12 protein-coding genes are annotated in these 15,151 nt (G+C 60.7%); 11 read left to right on the forward strand and 1 reads right to left on the reverse strand.

The annotated features are described in order from the left end of the window. The first annotated feature begins 6 nt into the window (after positions 1-6). From murD to lpxC, 9 genes are all read left to right on the forward strand, one after another. Positions 7-1,347: a UDP-N-acetylmuramoyl-L-alanine--D-glutamate ligase gene (gene murD / locus ACESMZ_RS05435; RefSeq protein ID WP_372955838.1), complete on the forward strand. Its 1,341-nt coding sequence runs from the start codon at positions 7-9 to the stop codon at positions 1,345-1,347. Beyond that, the gene (gene ftsW, locus ACESMZ_RS05440) at positions 1,347-2,543 is read left to right on the forward strand and encodes a putative lipid II flippase FtsW (RefSeq protein WP_372956044.1); all 1,197 of its coding nucleotides are present in this window, start codon (positions 1,347-1,349) and stop codon (positions 2,541-2,543) included. Before murD ends, ftsW begins: the two co-directional genes overlap by 1 nt. Then, positions 2,540-3,619, forward strand: a complete 1,080-nt coding sequence (murG, locus tag ACESMZ_RS05445) for an undecaprenyldiphospho-muramoylpentapeptide beta-N-acetylglucosaminyltransferase (RefSeq protein WP_372955839.1) — start codon at positions 2,540-2,542, stop codon at positions 3,617-3,619. Before ftsW ends, murG begins: the two co-directional genes overlap by 4 nt. Continuing rightward, positions 3,612-5,057 carry a UDP-N-acetylmuramate--L-alanine ligase gene (gene murC, locus ACESMZ_RS05450; protein ID WP_372955840.1) on the forward strand — a complete coding sequence of 482 codons (1,446 nt, stop codon included), beginning with the start codon at positions 3,612-3,614 and terminating at the stop codon, positions 5,055-5,057. Before murG ends, murC begins: the two co-directional genes overlap by 8 nt. Continuing rightward, positions 5,050-6,024: a D-alanine--D-alanine ligase gene (locus tag ACESMZ_RS05455; protein WP_372972318.1), complete on the forward strand. Its 975-nt coding sequence runs from the start codon at positions 5,050-5,052 to the stop codon at positions 6,022-6,024. Before murC ends, ACESMZ_RS05455 begins: the two co-directional genes overlap by 8 nt. Then, complete coding sequence (locus ACESMZ_RS05460; protein ID WP_372955842.1) at positions 6,017-6,856, forward strand: cell division protein FtsQ/DivIB; 840 nt, start codon at positions 6,017-6,019, stop codon at positions 6,854-6,856. Before ACESMZ_RS05455 ends, ACESMZ_RS05460 begins: the two co-directional genes overlap by 8 nt. A 20-nt stretch (positions 6,857-6,876) precedes the next feature. Then, positions 6,877-8,112 carry a cell division protein FtsA gene (gene ftsA, locus ACESMZ_RS05465; protein WP_372955843.1) on the forward strand — a complete coding sequence of 412 codons (1,236 nt, stop codon included), beginning with the start codon at positions 6,877-6,879 and terminating at the stop codon, positions 8,110-8,112. 80 nt (positions 8,113-8,192) lie between these two features. Continuing rightward, entirely contained in the window at positions 8,193-9,350 is a 1,158-nt protein-coding gene (gene ftsZ, locus ACESMZ_RS05470) for a cell division protein FtsZ (protein ID WP_372955844.1), read from the forward strand. A gap of 193 nt (positions 9,351-9,543) precedes the next feature. Beyond that, positions 9,544-10,461, forward strand: coding sequence for a UDP-3-O-acyl-N-acetylglucosamine deacetylase (gene lpxC, locus ACESMZ_RS05475; protein WP_372955845.1), 918 nt, complete (start codon positions 9,544-9,546; stop codon positions 10,459-10,461). Between the two features lie 11 nt (positions 10,462-10,472). Here the strand turns inward: lpxC and ACESMZ_RS05480 are convergent, their stop codons facing one another. After that, positions 10,473-10,928 carry a DUF721 domain-containing protein gene (locus ACESMZ_RS05480; protein ID WP_372955846.1) on the reverse strand — a complete coding sequence of 152 codons (456 nt, stop codon included), beginning with the start codon at positions 10,926-10,928 and terminating at the stop codon, positions 10,473-10,475. A gap of 297 nt (positions 10,929-11,225) precedes the next feature. Between ACESMZ_RS05480 and ACESMZ_RS05485 the strand changes: the two genes are divergently transcribed. Beyond that, positions 11,226-12,164 carry a M23 family metallopeptidase gene (locus ACESMZ_RS05485; protein WP_372955847.1) on the forward strand — a complete coding sequence of 313 codons (939 nt, stop codon included), beginning with the start codon at positions 11,226-11,228 and terminating at the stop codon, positions 12,162-12,164. Between the two features lie 194 nt (positions 12,165-12,358). After that, positions 12,359-15,103: a preprotein translocase subunit SecA gene (secA, locus tag ACESMZ_RS05490; protein ID WP_372955848.1), complete on the forward strand. Its 2,745-nt coding sequence runs from the start codon at positions 12,359-12,361 to the stop codon at positions 15,101-15,103. The last annotated feature ends 48 nt before the right edge of the window (positions 15,104-15,151 follow it).

Consider the following 15,151-nt stretch of genomic DNA (forward strand, 5'->3'; position numbering starts at 1 on the left):
AAGAGCATGGCTGTTATCGCTTCGGATCGTCGCACACTGGTGGTGGGCCTGGGTAAGACCGGGCTCTCCTGCGTGCGCTATCTGACCGGCCTCGGGCGCGAGGTGGCGGTGGCAGACAGTCGTCCCCGGCCGCCCGGCCTGGAACAGCTGCAACAGCAGTGGCCAGAGGTGGAGGTTCGTACCGGTGATTTCGAGCCTGACTGGTTCAGTGGCTTCAACGAATTGGTTGTCAGTCCCGGTATTGCCGTCAGTGAACCGGCCATTGCGGCAGCCGCCAAGCGGGGTGCCCTGGTTCGGGGCGATATTGACCTGTTTGCCGAGGCGGCAGATGCGCCGATCATTGCGATCACCGGCTCCAACGGCAAGACGACGGTTACTACCCTGGTAGGCGAGCTGGCCCTTGCCTGCGGGGTAAAGGCGGCCGTTGGTGGCAATATTGGCACACCTGCGCTGGACCTGCTGGGTGAGAAGCCGGACGTTTTTATTCTGGAGTTGTCCAGTTTCCAGCTGGAAACCACTCACGAGCTGAACGCGGAAGTGGCGACGGTGCTGAACGTCAGCGATGACCACATGGATCGTTATCCGTCGAAAATGGCCTACTACCAGGCCAAGCAGCGAATTTTCCGGGGTGCACGGAACGCTGTGGTCAACCTGGATGATGCGTTGAGTACCCCCATGGCCAGGGACACCCTGAACTTCATCTGTTACGGCTTTTACCGGGTGAACCCTGAAACCTTCAGTACCAGGGAGGACGACGAAGGGCTGTGGATCACCTGGGGCCTGGATAACCTGCTGAACACCCGCGAGTTGAAACTGGCGGGCCTGCACAATATCAGCAACGTCATGGCGGCTCTGGCCCTGGGCCGTGCCGCCGGCTGGCCACTGGACACCATGGCCCGCGCCGCCTGCGAGTTTCGCGGTCTGCCACATCGTTGCGAGCCCGTGGGCATGGTTAACGGCGTGGAGTTTATCAACGACTCCAAGGGTACCAACGTGGGCGCTACCGTTGCCGCGCTGGACAGCCTTGCCCCGGGCTGTGAGCGGATCGTGCTGATTGCCGGCGGCGATGGCAAGGGGGCCGACTTCAGTCCATTGGCCCGGCCGGTCGCCGAGCATTGCCGGGCCGTGGTGCTGATTGGCCAGGATGCTGACCGTATCGCAGAGGCCCTGGCCGGGGCGGTGCCGGTGGAGCGGGGTGACTCGATGACGAACGCCGTTGAGCTGGCTGCCAGGGCTGCCCACAAGGGGGACCGGGTGCTACTGTCCCCGGCCTGCGCCAGCTTTGACATGTTCTCCGGCTATGAAGACCGGGGAAACCGCTTCCGCCAGGCAGTGGGGGGCTTGTGATGCAACTATCCGGCTCTGTACAGCACCGTTTGCCCCATGGGCTCCTGTCTCAGCCGCTGCCCTGGCTGGTAGTGAGTGCTGCCGCACTGCTGATGATCGGTATCGTCATGATTGCGTCTGCGTCCATGGATACGGCGGCCGCCAACCTGGGTAACAGCTACTACTATGCCGTTCGCCAGCTGATCTTTGCCGGGCTGGGCTGTGCACTGGCCCTTGCGGCCGCCAACGTCCCGGTTTCCTGGTGGTACCGCAGTGGCTGGTTACTGCTGGCCATCGGTATGGCTTCGCTGGTGCTGGTACTGACACCCATGGGCAAGACCGTGAATGGTTCCACCCGCTGGATTCCGCTGGGGCTGTTCAATGTACAAGTGTCGGAGGTGGCCAAGCTTTGTCTGATTGCCTACCTGGCCGGCTATGTTGTGCGGCGCCGGAACGAACTGGTGAACAGCTGGTGGGGCTTTATCAAGCCGGTTCTTGTACTGGGTGTTGCCTCCGCCTTACTGGTGATCCAGCCGGACTTCGGGGCCACCGTGGTGCTGATGACTGCCGCTCTTGGCATGATATTCCTCAGTGGCGTCCGGCTCACCCGCTTCGTTCCCCTGATCGCCGTGTGTGTGGTGCTCGGTGCGGTACTGATCATTACCCAGCCCTACCGTCTCAAGCGGGTGGTGAGCTACCTGGACCCCTGGCAGGACCAGTACAACACCGGTTATCAGCTCACCCAGTCGTTGATTGCCTTTGGCCGAGGCGAGTGGTCCGGTGTGGGGCTGGGAAATTCGATCCAGAAGCTGTTCTACCTGCCTGAGGCACACACGGACTTTATCTTCGCCATCACCGCCGAAGAGTTCGGGCTGATCGGTTCGGCGATCATCCTGGCCCTGTTCGCGGTGCTGGTGCTGTCCGGCTTCGTGATTGCCCGCAAGGCCGAGCGTCAGGGGATGGGGTTTGCGGCCTGCTTTGCCTACGGCCTGACCCTGCTGCTGGGCCTTCAGGCGATGATTAACATGGCCGTCAACACAGGACTGCTGCCCACCAAGGGGCTGACCCTTCCGTTGATGAGCTACGGTGGTTCCAGCCTTCTGGTGGTCTGCATCAGTATTGGCATTCTGGTCCGTATCGAGATGGAACGGCAGCAGCAACTGGCCGCGACTTCTTCGGAACAGGCCCCCGCCAACCGGGCAAGGGGGGCGTCATGACGAAACGGTTTCTGATCATGGCCGGGGGTACCGGTGGGCATGTCTTCCCTGCGCTGGCTACCGCCCGAAAGCTCCAGGAGCAGGGGCACGAAGTGCACTGGCTGGGATCCGCTGGTGGCATGGAAGAGCGGCTCGTCGGCGAGACCGATATCCCGTTGTCCACCATCAGTGTGTCCGGCCTCAGGGGCAAAGGGCGGCTGGCTCTGTTGCTGGCCCCCTTCCGGCTGATCAGGGGGCTCTGGCAGGCGTTGGCGGTCGTTAACCGAGTGAAGCCGGACTGTGTGATTGGCATGGGCGGGTTTGTAACCGGTCCTGGCGGTATGGCGGCCTGGCTTACCCGGCGCCCGCTGCTGGTCCATGAGCAGAATGCCATCGCCGGTATGACCAATCGTATCCTCGCCCGCTTTGCCAAGACCGTGATGGAAGCATTTCCAGGCAGTTTCGGATCCGGCGTCATCACCCGTTGCACCGGTAACCCGGTGCGCACTGATGTGGCCGCTCTGCCCGGGCCGGAGCAGCGAATGGCTGATCGCCGTGGCTCCCGCCGCCTGCTGGTGCTGGGAGGCAGCCTGGGTGCCACCGCCATCAATGAAAGGGTTCCCGCAGCAGTCGCCGGGTTGCCACAGGAGCTGCGACCGGAGATTCGTCACCAGTGTGGTGAGCGACATCAGGAAACGGCCCTGGCAGCCTATGAGGCAGCGGGTGTGAATGCCTCGGTCGAACCGTTTATCAAGGATATGGCAGAGGCCTATGGCTGGGCGGACCTGGTGATCTGCCGCGCCGGTGCGCTCACCATCTCCGAACTCTGTGCTGCAGGTGTCGGGGCATTGCTGGTGCCATTCCCCCATGCCGTGGACGATCATCAGACCCGCAACGCCGACTATATGGTCAAGGCTGGTGCGGCTTTGTTGATGCCACAGCACAAACTGACCGAAACCCTGCTGGCGGATACCCTGGCGGACCTGCTTGCGAACCCCGAACGTCTGGTTGACATGGCCCGTGCAGCCCGTACGCTGGCGCGCCCCGATGCAACGGAGAGAGTCGTGAATTACTGTCTGGAGGCTGCCCATGTCTGATCTCACCAATCCGCCGCTGGTATACCAGGTGCCTGAAATGCGCCGTATACGCCACATTCATTTTGTGGGCATCGGTGGTGCCGGCATGTGTGGCATTGCCGAAGTCCTCAAGAACCAGGGTTACCAGGTCTCTGGTTCAGATCTCAAGGAAAGCCCGGTGACCGACAGGCTCAAGGGCCTCGGGGTGACCATTCATATTGGCCACCGGGAGAGCAACAGCGACCGGGCCGATGTGGTTGTGGTGTCATCGGCGGTTAATGCCGACAACCCCGAGGTGTCCGCGGCCAGGGCCCGGCGAGTGCCGATTGTGCCCCGGGCGGAGATGCTGGCGGAGATCATGCGTTACCGCCATGGCATTGCGGTGGCTGGCACCCATGGCAAGACAACCACCACCAGCCTGATTGCGTCTGTACTTGGCGAGGCCGGCCTCGATCCGACGTTCGTGATTGGCGGCAAGCTAAACAGCGCCGGTACCAACGCCCAGCTTGGTGGTTCCCGGTACCTGGTCGCGGAGGCGGATGAAAGTGATGCTTCCTTCCTTCATCTGACACCGGTCATTTCAGTGGTCACCAATATCGAAGCCGACCACATGGACACCTACGGCGGTGACGTGGCCCAGCTGAAGAAAACCTTTGTGGAATTCCTTCACAACCTGCCGTTCTATGGCGTTGCGGTCATGTGCCTGGACGATCCCTATGTGGCGGAAATACTGCCACGGATATCCCGGGCCATCATCACCTACGGCATTGAACGGGAAGATGTGGACTACCGGGCCACGGACATCGAGTCCGATGGTCTGCGCACCCGCTTCACCGTCAAGCGCCCCGGTGGTCGCAGTGATCTGCCGGTTGAGCTGCGCATGCCCGGACGCCACAACGTGCTGAACGCCCTCGCCGCGATTGCCGTGGCCACGGATGAAGGCGTCGAAGATGCCGCCATCTGTCGTGGTCTGTCCGGATTTGCAGGGGTTGGCCGTCGCTTCCAGGTTTATGGCGATTATCCGGTTGGTAAGGGTTCTGTGACCCTGGTGGATGACTATGGCCATCATCCCACGGAGGTGGAAGCGGTCATCCGGGCCGCCAGGGGTGCCTGGCCAGGTCGTCGACTGGTAATGCTGTACCAGCCCCATCGCTATTCCCGCACCCGGGATCTCTACGAGGACTTTGTCAGGGTATTGTCCGAGGTGGACACCCTGCTGCTGATGGATGTCTATCCGGCCGGAGAAGCCCCGGTGCCGGGTGCCGATGGGCGGTCGTTGTGCCGCAGCATCCGTCAGCGGGGCCAGGTAGACCCGGTGTTTGTGGAAGATGCCGTCAATCTGGAGAACCTGCTGGCCAACATCCTGCAGGAAGGGGATCTCCTGTTGACCCAGGGGGCCGGCGATATTGGCGGTGTGGCAGCAAAACTTGCAGCGAATGGAGTGATTGGACGTGGCTGACGCCAGAAACCGGACTTTTCAGGTAGATCCGCAGACCCGTGCGGCACTGGGCCGCGTGGCGGTGTTCATGGGGGGAGACTCTGCCGAGCGTGAAGTCTCTCTCAAGAGCGGGCAGGCGGTGACCCGGGCCCTGCAGGAAGCCGGGGTGGATGCCTTTGCCCGTGATATCACCGGATGCCTGCTGGACGCGGTAAGAAACCCGGATTTCGATCGGGTGTTCATTGCCCTCCATGGGCGAGGCGGTGAAGACGGTACCTTGCAGGCCATCCTGTCCCAGGCGGGGATTCCCTACACCGGCAGCGAAATGCTGGCGTCGGCCCTGGCCATGGACAAGTTACGGACAAAGTTTGTGTTTGCCGGTTGCGGTCTGCCAACCCCGGCGTTTCGCGCCATGAACCGCGAAGATGAGGCTGGCGCCATCATCGCTGACCTGACGTTCCCGCTCAGTGTGAAGCCGTCCCGTGAAGGTTCCAGCATCGGTGTCCGCAAGGTACGCAACCGGGACGAGCTGGTCGCGGCGTACCGGGAGGCGGCAAGCCATGATCCGCTGGTGCTGGTGGAAGAGTGGATCGAAGGGCCGGAGTACACCGTCAGTCTGCTGCAGGAGCAGGCGCTGCCGGTGATCGGCCTGAGCACGGACCACGATTTTTACGACTATGACGCCAAGTACCTGGCCGATGATACCCGTTACCAGGTGCCCTGCGGGCTGGATGAGTGGCAGGAAGCACTGATCCAGAACCTGGCGGTGGAGGCATTCCGGGTCATCGGCGGTCGTACCTGGGGGCGGGTGGACATCATGGAGGACCAGGAAGGCCGTTTCTGGTTGCTGGAGGTCAATACCGTGCCGGGCATGACCGATCACAGCCTTGTGCCTATGGCGGCCCAGGCCGCCGGTATCGGCATGTCAGAGCTGGTAGTGAGGATACTTCAGGATACGCTGCCGTCCGGGGAGGGCGCCGATGTTTGAGCAGATGCTGCTACGAGGCCGGTTTGTGCCGTCCGAGCCGCCCAGGCGGCGCGGGGCGACCTCGTCCGGGCCTGAGCAGAATCTGCTGGATGTGCTGACGCAGGTGCTGGCCAGCGTGCCTTGGGGCAAGATCGGTATCGGCACCGTGGTGCTGTTCGCCGCAGCCCTGCTGCCATGGGGTACCGGGCAGTTGCTGGCGGCCATGGACCGGCAATTCATGCATGTGGAAGTGCAGGGAACGCTCCGGGGAGAAAGCCGTAATGGCCTGGAGCGCCACGCGGGGCGCTGGCTTGGGGAGAGCTTCTTTACGACAGACCTGGCGGATATCAAGCGCTCACTGGAACAGCGCCCCTGGGTGGCAAGTGCCGCTGTCAGGCGTGCCTGGCCGGACGGGCTGGTGGTGGAGGTCCGTGAGCGCAGGCCACTGGCTTACTGGAACGATACCCAGCTGATCAGCCGCACCGGCGAGGTATTCTCGCCGCCCAACCGGGAAGTGGCCGGTATGCTGCCACGCTTGCGGGGACCGGAAGGGCGAGCCCGTGAGGTGGTCGACATGGGGCGGCTTATGGCCGATACCCTGGACGCTCACGGTATCGGCTTCGCCGGCATCGCGCTGGAAGAGCGGGGGGCGTGGACCCTGACCCTGGCTAACGGCATCGAGGTGGCCCTGGGGCGTGACCAGGTGGAGCAACGGTTTGAACGGTTTCTCACGGTTTATGGTGAACAGCTGGCGAACCGGGCGGATCAGGTGGAACGGGTTGATGCCCGCTATAGCAACGGCGTGGCGGTGCGGTGGAAGCCCCTGGCCGGGACTTCCGACAACAATTCATAGAATGGCTATTGGTGAACTGCATGTCATCGGTTGATACGGAAAACATGATTGTCGGACTGGATATTGGCACCTCCAAGGTGGTGGCCATCGTCGGCAAGCGCAAGCTGGACGGAACCATCGAAGTGGTCGGCATCGGCTCCCATGCCTCCCGCGGGCTCAAGCGTGGCGTGGTGGTCAATATCGAAACCACCGTGCAGGCCATACAGCGGGCGGTGGAAGAGGCCGAGCTGATGGCCGGCTGCCGTATCCATTCGGTCTATGCCGGTATTGCCGGCAGTCACATCAAGAGTCTCAATTCCCACGGCATTGTGGCCATCCGTGACCGGGAAGTAACCCAGGCGGATATCGACCGCGTCATTGACGCCGCCCAGGCGGTGGCCATTCCCGCGGATCAGAAGATCCTGCATATCCTGCCCCAGGAATTCGTGATCGATAACCAGGAAGGCATCAAGGAACCCCTGGGCATGTCTGGTGTTCGCCTTGAAGCCAAGGTCCACCTGGTGACCTGTGCGGTAAACGCGGCCCAGAACATCGAAAAATGTATACGTCGCTGTGGCCTGGAAGTGGATGACATCATTCTGGAGCAGCTTGCTTCCGCCCATTCCGTGCTTACCGAAGACGAGAAGGAGCTGGGCGTTTGCCTGGTGGATATCGGCGGTGGCACAACCGATATCGCGGTCTTTACCGGCGGGGCCATCCGTCACACCTCGGTCATTCCGATCGCCGGAGACCAGGTGACCAACGACATCGCCATGGCCCTGCGCACGCCCACGCAGAACGCCGAAGACATCAAGATCAAGTACGCCTGCGCACTAACGCAGCTGGCCGGGGCCGAAGAAACCATCAAGGTACCCAGCGTGGGTGACCGCGCACCCCGCAACCTGTCCCGCCAGGCCCTGGCGGAGGTTGTTGAGCCGCGATACGAGGAGCTGTTCACCCTGGTGCAGTCGGAGCTGCGCCGCAGTGGGTTCGAGGACCTGGTACCGGCGGGCATCGTTGTCACTGGTGGCTCCTCCACCATGGAAGGGGTGGTGGAGCTGGCCGAAGAGATCTTCCACATGCCGGTACGGCTTGCCTCACCGCAGGCGGTCTCCGGCATGACGGAGGTGGTCAACAACCCGATATACGCTACCGGCGTCGGGTTGCTGATCCATGGTTTCCGCCAGATGGATCTGGGACAGGGGCCCGTTCTCAAGGGGGAAGATGCGCCCTCCTTGCTGGAGCGAATGAAAGCCTGGTTTACCGGGCATTTCTGAATAACGACGCATCACACGAAGGTATCTCGAGAAAATAATCAGCCGGGAACTGGCTGAACACAGCACGAAGGAGAAGGGGAATGTTTGAACTAGTCGATAATGTCCAGCAGAACGCTGTGATCAAGGTCATCGGTGTTGGTGGCGGCGGCGGTAATGCCGTGCGGCACATGCTCAACAGCGATGTGGAAGGGGTCGAGTTCATCTGCGCCAACACGGACGCCCAGGCACTGCACGACCTGGATGCCCGGCAGGTGATTCAGCTTGGCGGCAATATCACCAAGGGACTTGGCGCCGGTGCAAACCCGGAGATCGGTCGCCAGGCCGCAATGGAAGACCGTGATCGCATCGCTGATGCCATCAAGGGTGCCGATATGGTGTTTATCACTGCGGGTATGGGCGGTGGTACCGGCACCGGTGCAGCGCCCATCGTTGCCGAGGTTGCTCGCGAAATGGGCATTCTGACGGTGGCAGTTGTGACCAAGCCGTTCCAGTTCGAGGGCGGCAAGCGCATGAGCGTCGCCGAATCCGGTCTGAAAGACCTGGAGGAGAGCGTCGACTCCCTGATAACTATTCCCAACGAAAAATTGCTGGCAGTGCTGGGCAAGAAGACCAGCCTGCTGGATGCATTCGGTTCGGCGAATGATGTGCTGCTGGGGGCCGTGCAGGGCATCGCTGACCTGATTACCCGTAACGGCATGATCAACGTCGACTTTGCCGACGTGAAGACCGTGATGTCTGAGATGGGTATGGCCATGATGGGCACCGCCCGCGCCACTGGCGAAAACCGGGCCCGTGAGGCTGCAGAAGCCGCTGTTCGCAGCCCGCTGCTTGAAGACATCAACCTGCAGGGTGCCAAGGGTATCCTGGTCAACATCACCGCGGGCATGGACCTGAACCTGGGCGAATTCTCCGAAGTGGGTGACATCGTTCGCGAGTTCGCTTCCGATTCTGCCACGGTGGTGGTCGGTACCGTCATCGACCCGGAAATGACCGATGAGCTGAAGGTGACCGTAGTGGCCACGGGCCTGGGTGGAGACCGGGAAAAGCCCACCAAGGTGGTGGACAACACCCGTACCCTGGACGGCACCACCGACTACAACCAGCTTGACCGCCCCGCGGTATTGCGTCGTCGCGCGGTATCCCAGGGCAATGTCGCAGTGGACCAGAGTCGTGACTCTGACGAACAGGATGTGGATTATCTCGATATTCCCGCATTCCTGCGCCGTCAGGCTGACTGATAATCTGTTGCGAATGTGGTTGACAGGGTGCGGGCTTCTGCCCGCCCTGTGACCTGATACACATGAACGACGAAAGACATGACGATTATGTCACGAGGCCATTGGTTAAATGGTATTCACTTTCGTTCTTTGGTATCATCCGCGCAGTTTTTTGCATGATGATATCGTTCTTTTGTGACGGATATATGTACCGATGATCAGACAACGGACGCTAAAAAATACCATTCGTGCCACTGGCGTTGGCCTTCACTCCGGTGAAAAGGTATATCTCACCCTGAAGCCCGCTCCGGTGGAAACGGGGATTGTTTTCCGTCGTACTGACCTTGACCCGGTGGTCGAGATCCGTGCTTGCGCGGAGAACGTGGGCGAAACCATGCTGTCGACGACGCTGGTCAAGAATGGCGTCCGGGTTGCAACGATCGAGCATTTGCTGTCGGCCATGGCCGGACTCGGTATCGACAACTGTTTCGTGGAACTCAGTGCCGCCGAAGTGCCCATCATGGATGGCAGTGCCGGCCCCTTCGTCTTCCTGCTTCAGTCAGCAGGCATTGCGGAACAGGACGCGCCCAAGCGCTTCATCCGGATCAAGCGTGAAGTCACGCTGGAAGAAGGCGACAAGAAAGCGACCTTCCTGCCTTTCGAAGGCTTCAAGGTGAGTTTTGGCATCGACTTCGACCATCCGGTGTTCAAGGGCCGTGCCCAGACGGCGACAGTGGACTTCTCCAGCACCTCCTTTGTGAAAGAGGTCAGTCGGGCCCGTACCTTCGGTTTCATGCGTGACATCGAGAAGTTGCGCGCCATGAACCTGGCCCTGGGTGGCAGTGTCGACAATGCCATTGTGGTGGACGACTACAAGATCCTCAACGAGGATGGTCTGCGCTACGATGATGAGTTCGTCAAGCACAAGGTCCTGGATGCCATCGGTGATCTGTATCTGCTGGGGAACAGTCTGATCGGTGAGTTCCGTGGTGTGAAATCCGGACATGATCTGAACAACAAGCTGTTGCGCAAGCTGCGGGCTGAGGAAGATGCCTGGGAAGTGGTGACCTTCGATGACGAAGCCACAGCCCCCATCTCTTACATGAAGCCTGTACTGGCGGCACCGGCCTGAGGCAGGAAACCTCAGTCCGAGCGGTTGCTGGCGTGACTGGCGAGTTTTTCGAGAACCTCGCGTAAAGCTTTATCCTTCGTGTGCCCGGCCTCCTCCTGGAGTAGCCGGGCATTTTCTTTACTGAGGGTCATGGGCTCAGGCGGCCTTTTCAGGGAATAGCGCCGGGGTTGTACCTTGATCTTCAGCTTCCAGACGAACTCGAATGCTTCCTCTTTCCGTAAAGTCGCCATGATCTCCCGTTGCTGATACCGAAGCTGGCTGGCCTGGGTGGCGTTATCACACAGCAGGACCAGTTCGCCGTCGTGGTAGCTGACGAAACGGACCCCGGAAGCAAGGCGTTCCGGTATTGCTGAGAGCACATGCTGCTCGGCCCGGTTATGCAGGGCCGCCTTGGCCATCAGGTCGCGCAGATGCCTGGGCTGATCACGGTTATCGGCAGATAGTGACAGTGAGTGACGGGTCTTCATAGCTGTATCAGGTGCAATGGCCGTGTAACTCGACGAAACGGGTCAGTATTTTATACACTTACCGACCGCCGCCCGAGGCGCGGTGCGGACTGGTGTTTATCGTAACCGAATCGGTTACGGCTTTAACAAAGCGTAACAGCCTGGGGGCAAAAAGGAAGAAGCCTGTCTCCTTTTAATATTCCGGCCCGGTTTATGATCAGGCCGTTTGTACAGCGGAGTGCTTGTGTGCCTCCGCTTTCCCCGGGAAGCCGATCGTCACGACAGGGATGTCTGTCACAGTCAATTTGGTCAGACGTTATGAATATCATCCTTGTAGGTCGAAATCACGGTCGCTCCAGGGTCGTTTCTCTTAATGCCCGCGGATTGGCAGTAGCCGGTTTTATCGCCCTGCTGTTGGTGGCCCTCTGTACCTGGGCCGGCTACCGGGTGGCGATCGCCCAGGTTGCTGATCGGCCCGTGGTACCGTCATTCCTGCTTTCCCAGTGGCAAGGTACCCTCGAAGAGCAGCAGCAGGAACTGGCTCGCCTGGAGCGCGACACGCGGGAGCAGGTGGACGCCATGACCCTGCGCCTGGGTGAAATGCAGGGGCGCCTGCTCCGGCTGGATGCCCTGGGTCAGCGCTTTATCGAAAGCGGTGCGGTGGCCAGCGACGAGTTCAATTTCGATGAAGCCCCGGCCGTTGGCGGTCCGGAAGAGGGCGTGGCGGACGCCGAATCTTTCAGCACTCCGGAGCTGACCGCCATGATCACAGACCTGGATCAGAAAATCCGCGATCGGGAGCAGCAGCTGCGCTTGCTGGACACCCTGATTTCCAGTCGTCGCCTGGAAGACGAACGGTTCGTGGCTGGTCGCCCCATAACCTGGGGCTGGTTATCGTCCCGCTTCGGTTACCGTTCCGACCCTTTCACCGGCAAGCGCACCTGGCATAATGGCGTCGACCTGGCGGGCCGGGAAGACAGCGATATCATCTCCGTGGCCGCCGGCGTGGTGACCTTTGCGGGAGACCGTCAAGGCTACGGCAACCTGGTGGAGGTTGATCATGGTGAGGGGCTGGTGACCCGTTATGCCCACGCCAAGGCAGTGGAAGTGGAAGTTGGCCAGGTCGTGCAGAAGGGGCAGGTGATTGCCCGTATGGGATCCACTGGTCGCTCCACCGGCCCCCACGTTCATTTCGAAGTGCTCCAGGGTGGCAAGGCAAAAGACCCGGTGAAGTATATGCAGCGCGCTTCCCGTTAGCCTGATTGCGGAAATGTTACGCCCTCCCTGTGTCCCCGGCAGTCGCCGGGGACCTTCTGCCACGACAATCCCTGTGACCCAGCCCCGGTTTCCGGGGTGTTAACCAGCCCGGCAACGCCCGACCGCCTTTTGTCCTCTTGCAAAATAAGGTTAGAATGCCGGCTTCCTCCGTTTAATCAAAGAAGCAGTGGTCTATGTTCACGAAGCTTGCAACGAAGATGTTCGGCAGTAAAAACGCTCGCGAGATCAAAAGGATGCGAAAGGTAGTAAATCGCATCAACGAGCTCGAAGAGTCGCTCATCGCGTTGACCGACGAACAGTTGCAGGCCAGGACCACCGAGTTCCGGGGCCGGCTGGAAAAAGGAGAGACTCTTGACCAGCTGCTGCCGGAGGCCTTTGCCACGGTACGCGAAGCCAGCCGCCGGGTTATGGGCATGCGCCACTTCGACGTGCAGCTCATTGGTGCCATGACCCTCCATGAAGGGCACATCGCTGAAATGAAAACCGGGGAAGGCAAGACCCTGGTGGCGACAGCAGCGGTCTACCTGAATGCCCTCGCCGGTCGTGGCGTGCACGTGGTGACCGTCAACGACTACCTGGCCCGTCGTGACTCGGAGTGGATGGGCAAGCTTTACCGCTTCCTGGGCATGACCGTGGGTGTGGTGGTGTCCGGGCAGCCGGCGGAAGAGAAGCGGGCGGCCTACCAGGCGGATATCACCTACGGTACCAACAACGAGTTCGGTTTTGACTACCTGCGTGACAACATGGCGTTCAGTATGGAGGACAAGGTCCAGCGTCCGCTCAACTACGCCATTGTGGACGAGGTAGACTCCATCCTGATCGATGAGGCGCGAACGCCGCTGATTATTTCCGGTGCAGCGGAAGACAGCTCGAAGCTCTACCGGGAAATCAACGCGCTGATTCCTTCCCTGGAAAAGGGCGAGGTGTCCGAGGAAGACGGTGAACCCAGCGGCGACTTCACCATTGATGAAAAGTCCCGCCAGGTGGAGCTCACGGAAGCCGGCCACGAAAAAGTGGAGCAGCTACTGCTCAGTCGCGGATTGCTGAAGGAGGGTGAGAATCTGTACTCCGCCGCGAACCTGGCTCTGCTGCACCATATCCACTCCGGCCTGCGGGCACATCACCTGTTCCACCGGGAGGTGGACTACCTGGTGCAGAACGGCCAGGTTGTGATTGTGGACGAACATACCGGGCGTACCATGCCCGGTCGTCGCTGGAGCGAAGGCCTGCACCAGGCTATCGAGGCCAAAGAAGGTGTTGAGATCAAGGCCGAGAGCCAGACCCTGGCTTCCACCACCTTCCAGAATTACTTCCGCATGTACGACAAGCTGGCCGGTATGACCGGTACAGCCGATACGGAAGCCTTCGAGTTTCGCCAGATCTACGGTCTCGACGTGGTGGTTATTCCGCCCAACAAACCGATCCAGCGGATTGACTACAACGACCTGATCTACCTCACCCAGGAAGAGAAATTCCACGCGATCATCGACGAGATCAAGGACGTCACGGCAGAGAATCGTCCGGTGCTGGTGGGTACAGCGTCGGTAGAGGCATCCGAAGTGCTGTCGTCGCTGCTGAAGAAGGCACGGATTGATCACAAGATACTCAACGCCAAACACCACGAGAGCGAAGCCCAGGTCATTGCCCAGGCAGGCCGCCCCGGGGCCGTTACCATCGCCACGAACATGGCGGGTCGTGGTACCGACATTATGCTGGGCGGCAACTGGGAGACAGAGGTCGCTGCCCTGGAGAACCCCACCCAGGAACAGATTGATGCCATCAAGGCCGAGTGGGAGGAGCGCCACCAGCAGGTGCTTGCCTCCGGCGGCTTGCACATCATCGGTACCGAGCGTCATGAATCCCGCCGTATCGATAACCAGCTCCGGGGCCGGGCTGGCCGTCAGGGTGATCCGGGCTCGTCCCGCTTCTTCCTCTCACTGGAAGATAACCTGATGCGCATCTTCGCCCCTGATCGGGTGAAGAAGCTGATGCAGGCCATGGGCATGAAAAAGGGCGAGGCCATCGAGCATCGCATGGTCACCAACGCCATCGAGAAGTCCCAGCGCAAGGTTGAAGGCCGCAACTTCGACATGCGCAAGACGCTGCTGGAATACGACGACGTGGCCAACGACCAGCGCACCGTGATCTACGAGCAGCGCAACGAGGTCATGGCATCGGAGAACATCTCGGAGATCATTGACGGCATTCGCGCCGATGTGGTGGAAGAGACCATCAGCGAGTTCATCCCGCCCCAGAGCATGCCTGAGCAGTGGGATGTGGCCGGGCTGGAGGCGCACCTGGCCTCTGAAATGGCCATAGAGCTGCCCATCCAGCAATGGCTGGACGAGGACAAGAAACTCTATGAGGAGAAACTCCGCGAGCGGATCCTGGAAGAGGTTGTTGCTGCCTATCGGTCCAAGGAAGAGGTCGTGGGTGCCGAGTCCATGCGCAAGTTCGAGAAGCAGGTCTTCCTCCAGGTGCTCGACACCCTGTGGAAAGAGCACCTGTCGAACATGGATCATCTGCGCCGCGGTATCCACCTGCGGGGCTACGCCCAGAAGAACCCGAAGCAGGAATACAAGCGTGAGGCGTTCAACCTGTTCGAAACCATGCTGGATACCATGAAGCGGGATATCACCCGCGTTCTGTGCCACGTCAAGGTGCAGACCCGTGAGGAAATGGAAGAAGTGGAGCGCCAGCGTCGGGAGCAGCTCGAGAAGGAGCTGGCCGCTGCCCGGATGCGCCACGACCAGACCAGCGCCGCCCAGGCTGAACAGAACGAGCGGGAGGGCGACGAGGACCGACAGGGCCAAACCCCCGAAACCTTCGTGCGCCAGGAGCGAAAAGTGGGCCGGAACGAACCCTGTCCGTGCGGGTCTGGCAAGAAGTACAAGCAGTGCTGCGGCAAGGTCGCCTGAAGCCCCCGTAGCGCCACAGACGACAAGCCCGCACCTCCGTGAAGACGG

The organism is Marinobacter sp., from assembly GCF_041690615.1.
GTDB lineage: Bacteria > Pseudomonadota > Gammaproteobacteria > Pseudomonadales > Oleiphilaceae > Marinobacter.

Excerpts from the sequence above, each read along its gene's own strand:
- murD (WP_372955838.1), top strand. The coding sequence starts at position 7 with ATGGCTGTTATCGCTTCGGATCGTCGCACACTGGTGGTGGGCCTGGGT.
- ftsW (WP_372956044.1), top strand. The coding sequence starts at position 1,347 with ATGCAACTATCCGGCTCTGTACAGCACCGTTTGCCCCATGGGCTCCTG.
- murG (WP_372955839.1), top strand. The coding sequence starts at position 2,540 with ATGACGAAACGGTTTCTGATCATGGCCGGGGGTACCGGTGGGCATGTC.
- murC (WP_372955840.1), top strand. The coding sequence starts at position 3,612 with ATGTCTGATCTCACCAATCCGCCGCTGGTATACCAGGTGCCTGAAATG.
- ACESMZ_RS05460 (WP_372955842.1), top strand. The coding sequence starts at position 6,017 with ATGTTTGAGCAGATGCTGCTACGAGGCCGGTTTGTGCCGTCCGAGCCG.
- ftsA (WP_372955843.1), top strand. The coding sequence starts at position 6,877 with ATGTCATCGGTTGATACGGAAAACATGATTGTCGGACTGGATATTGGC.
- ftsZ (WP_372955844.1), top strand. The coding sequence starts at position 8,193 with ATGTTTGAACTAGTCGATAATGTCCAGCAGAACGCTGTGATCAAGGTC.
- lpxC (WP_372955845.1), top strand. The coding sequence starts at position 9,544 with ATGATCAGACAACGGACGCTAAAAAATACCATTCGTGCCACTGGCGTT.
- ACESMZ_RS05480 (WP_372955846.1), bottom strand. The coding sequence starts at position 10,928 with ATGAAGACCCGTCACTCACTGTCACTATCTGCCGATAACCGTGATCAG.
- ACESMZ_RS05485 (WP_372955847.1), top strand. The coding sequence starts at position 11,226 with ATGAATATCATCCTTGTAGGTCGAAATCACGGTCGCTCCAGGGTCGTT.
- secA (WP_372955848.1), top strand. The coding sequence starts at position 12,359 with ATGTTCACGAAGCTTGCAACGAAGATGTTCGGCAGTAAAAACGCTCGC.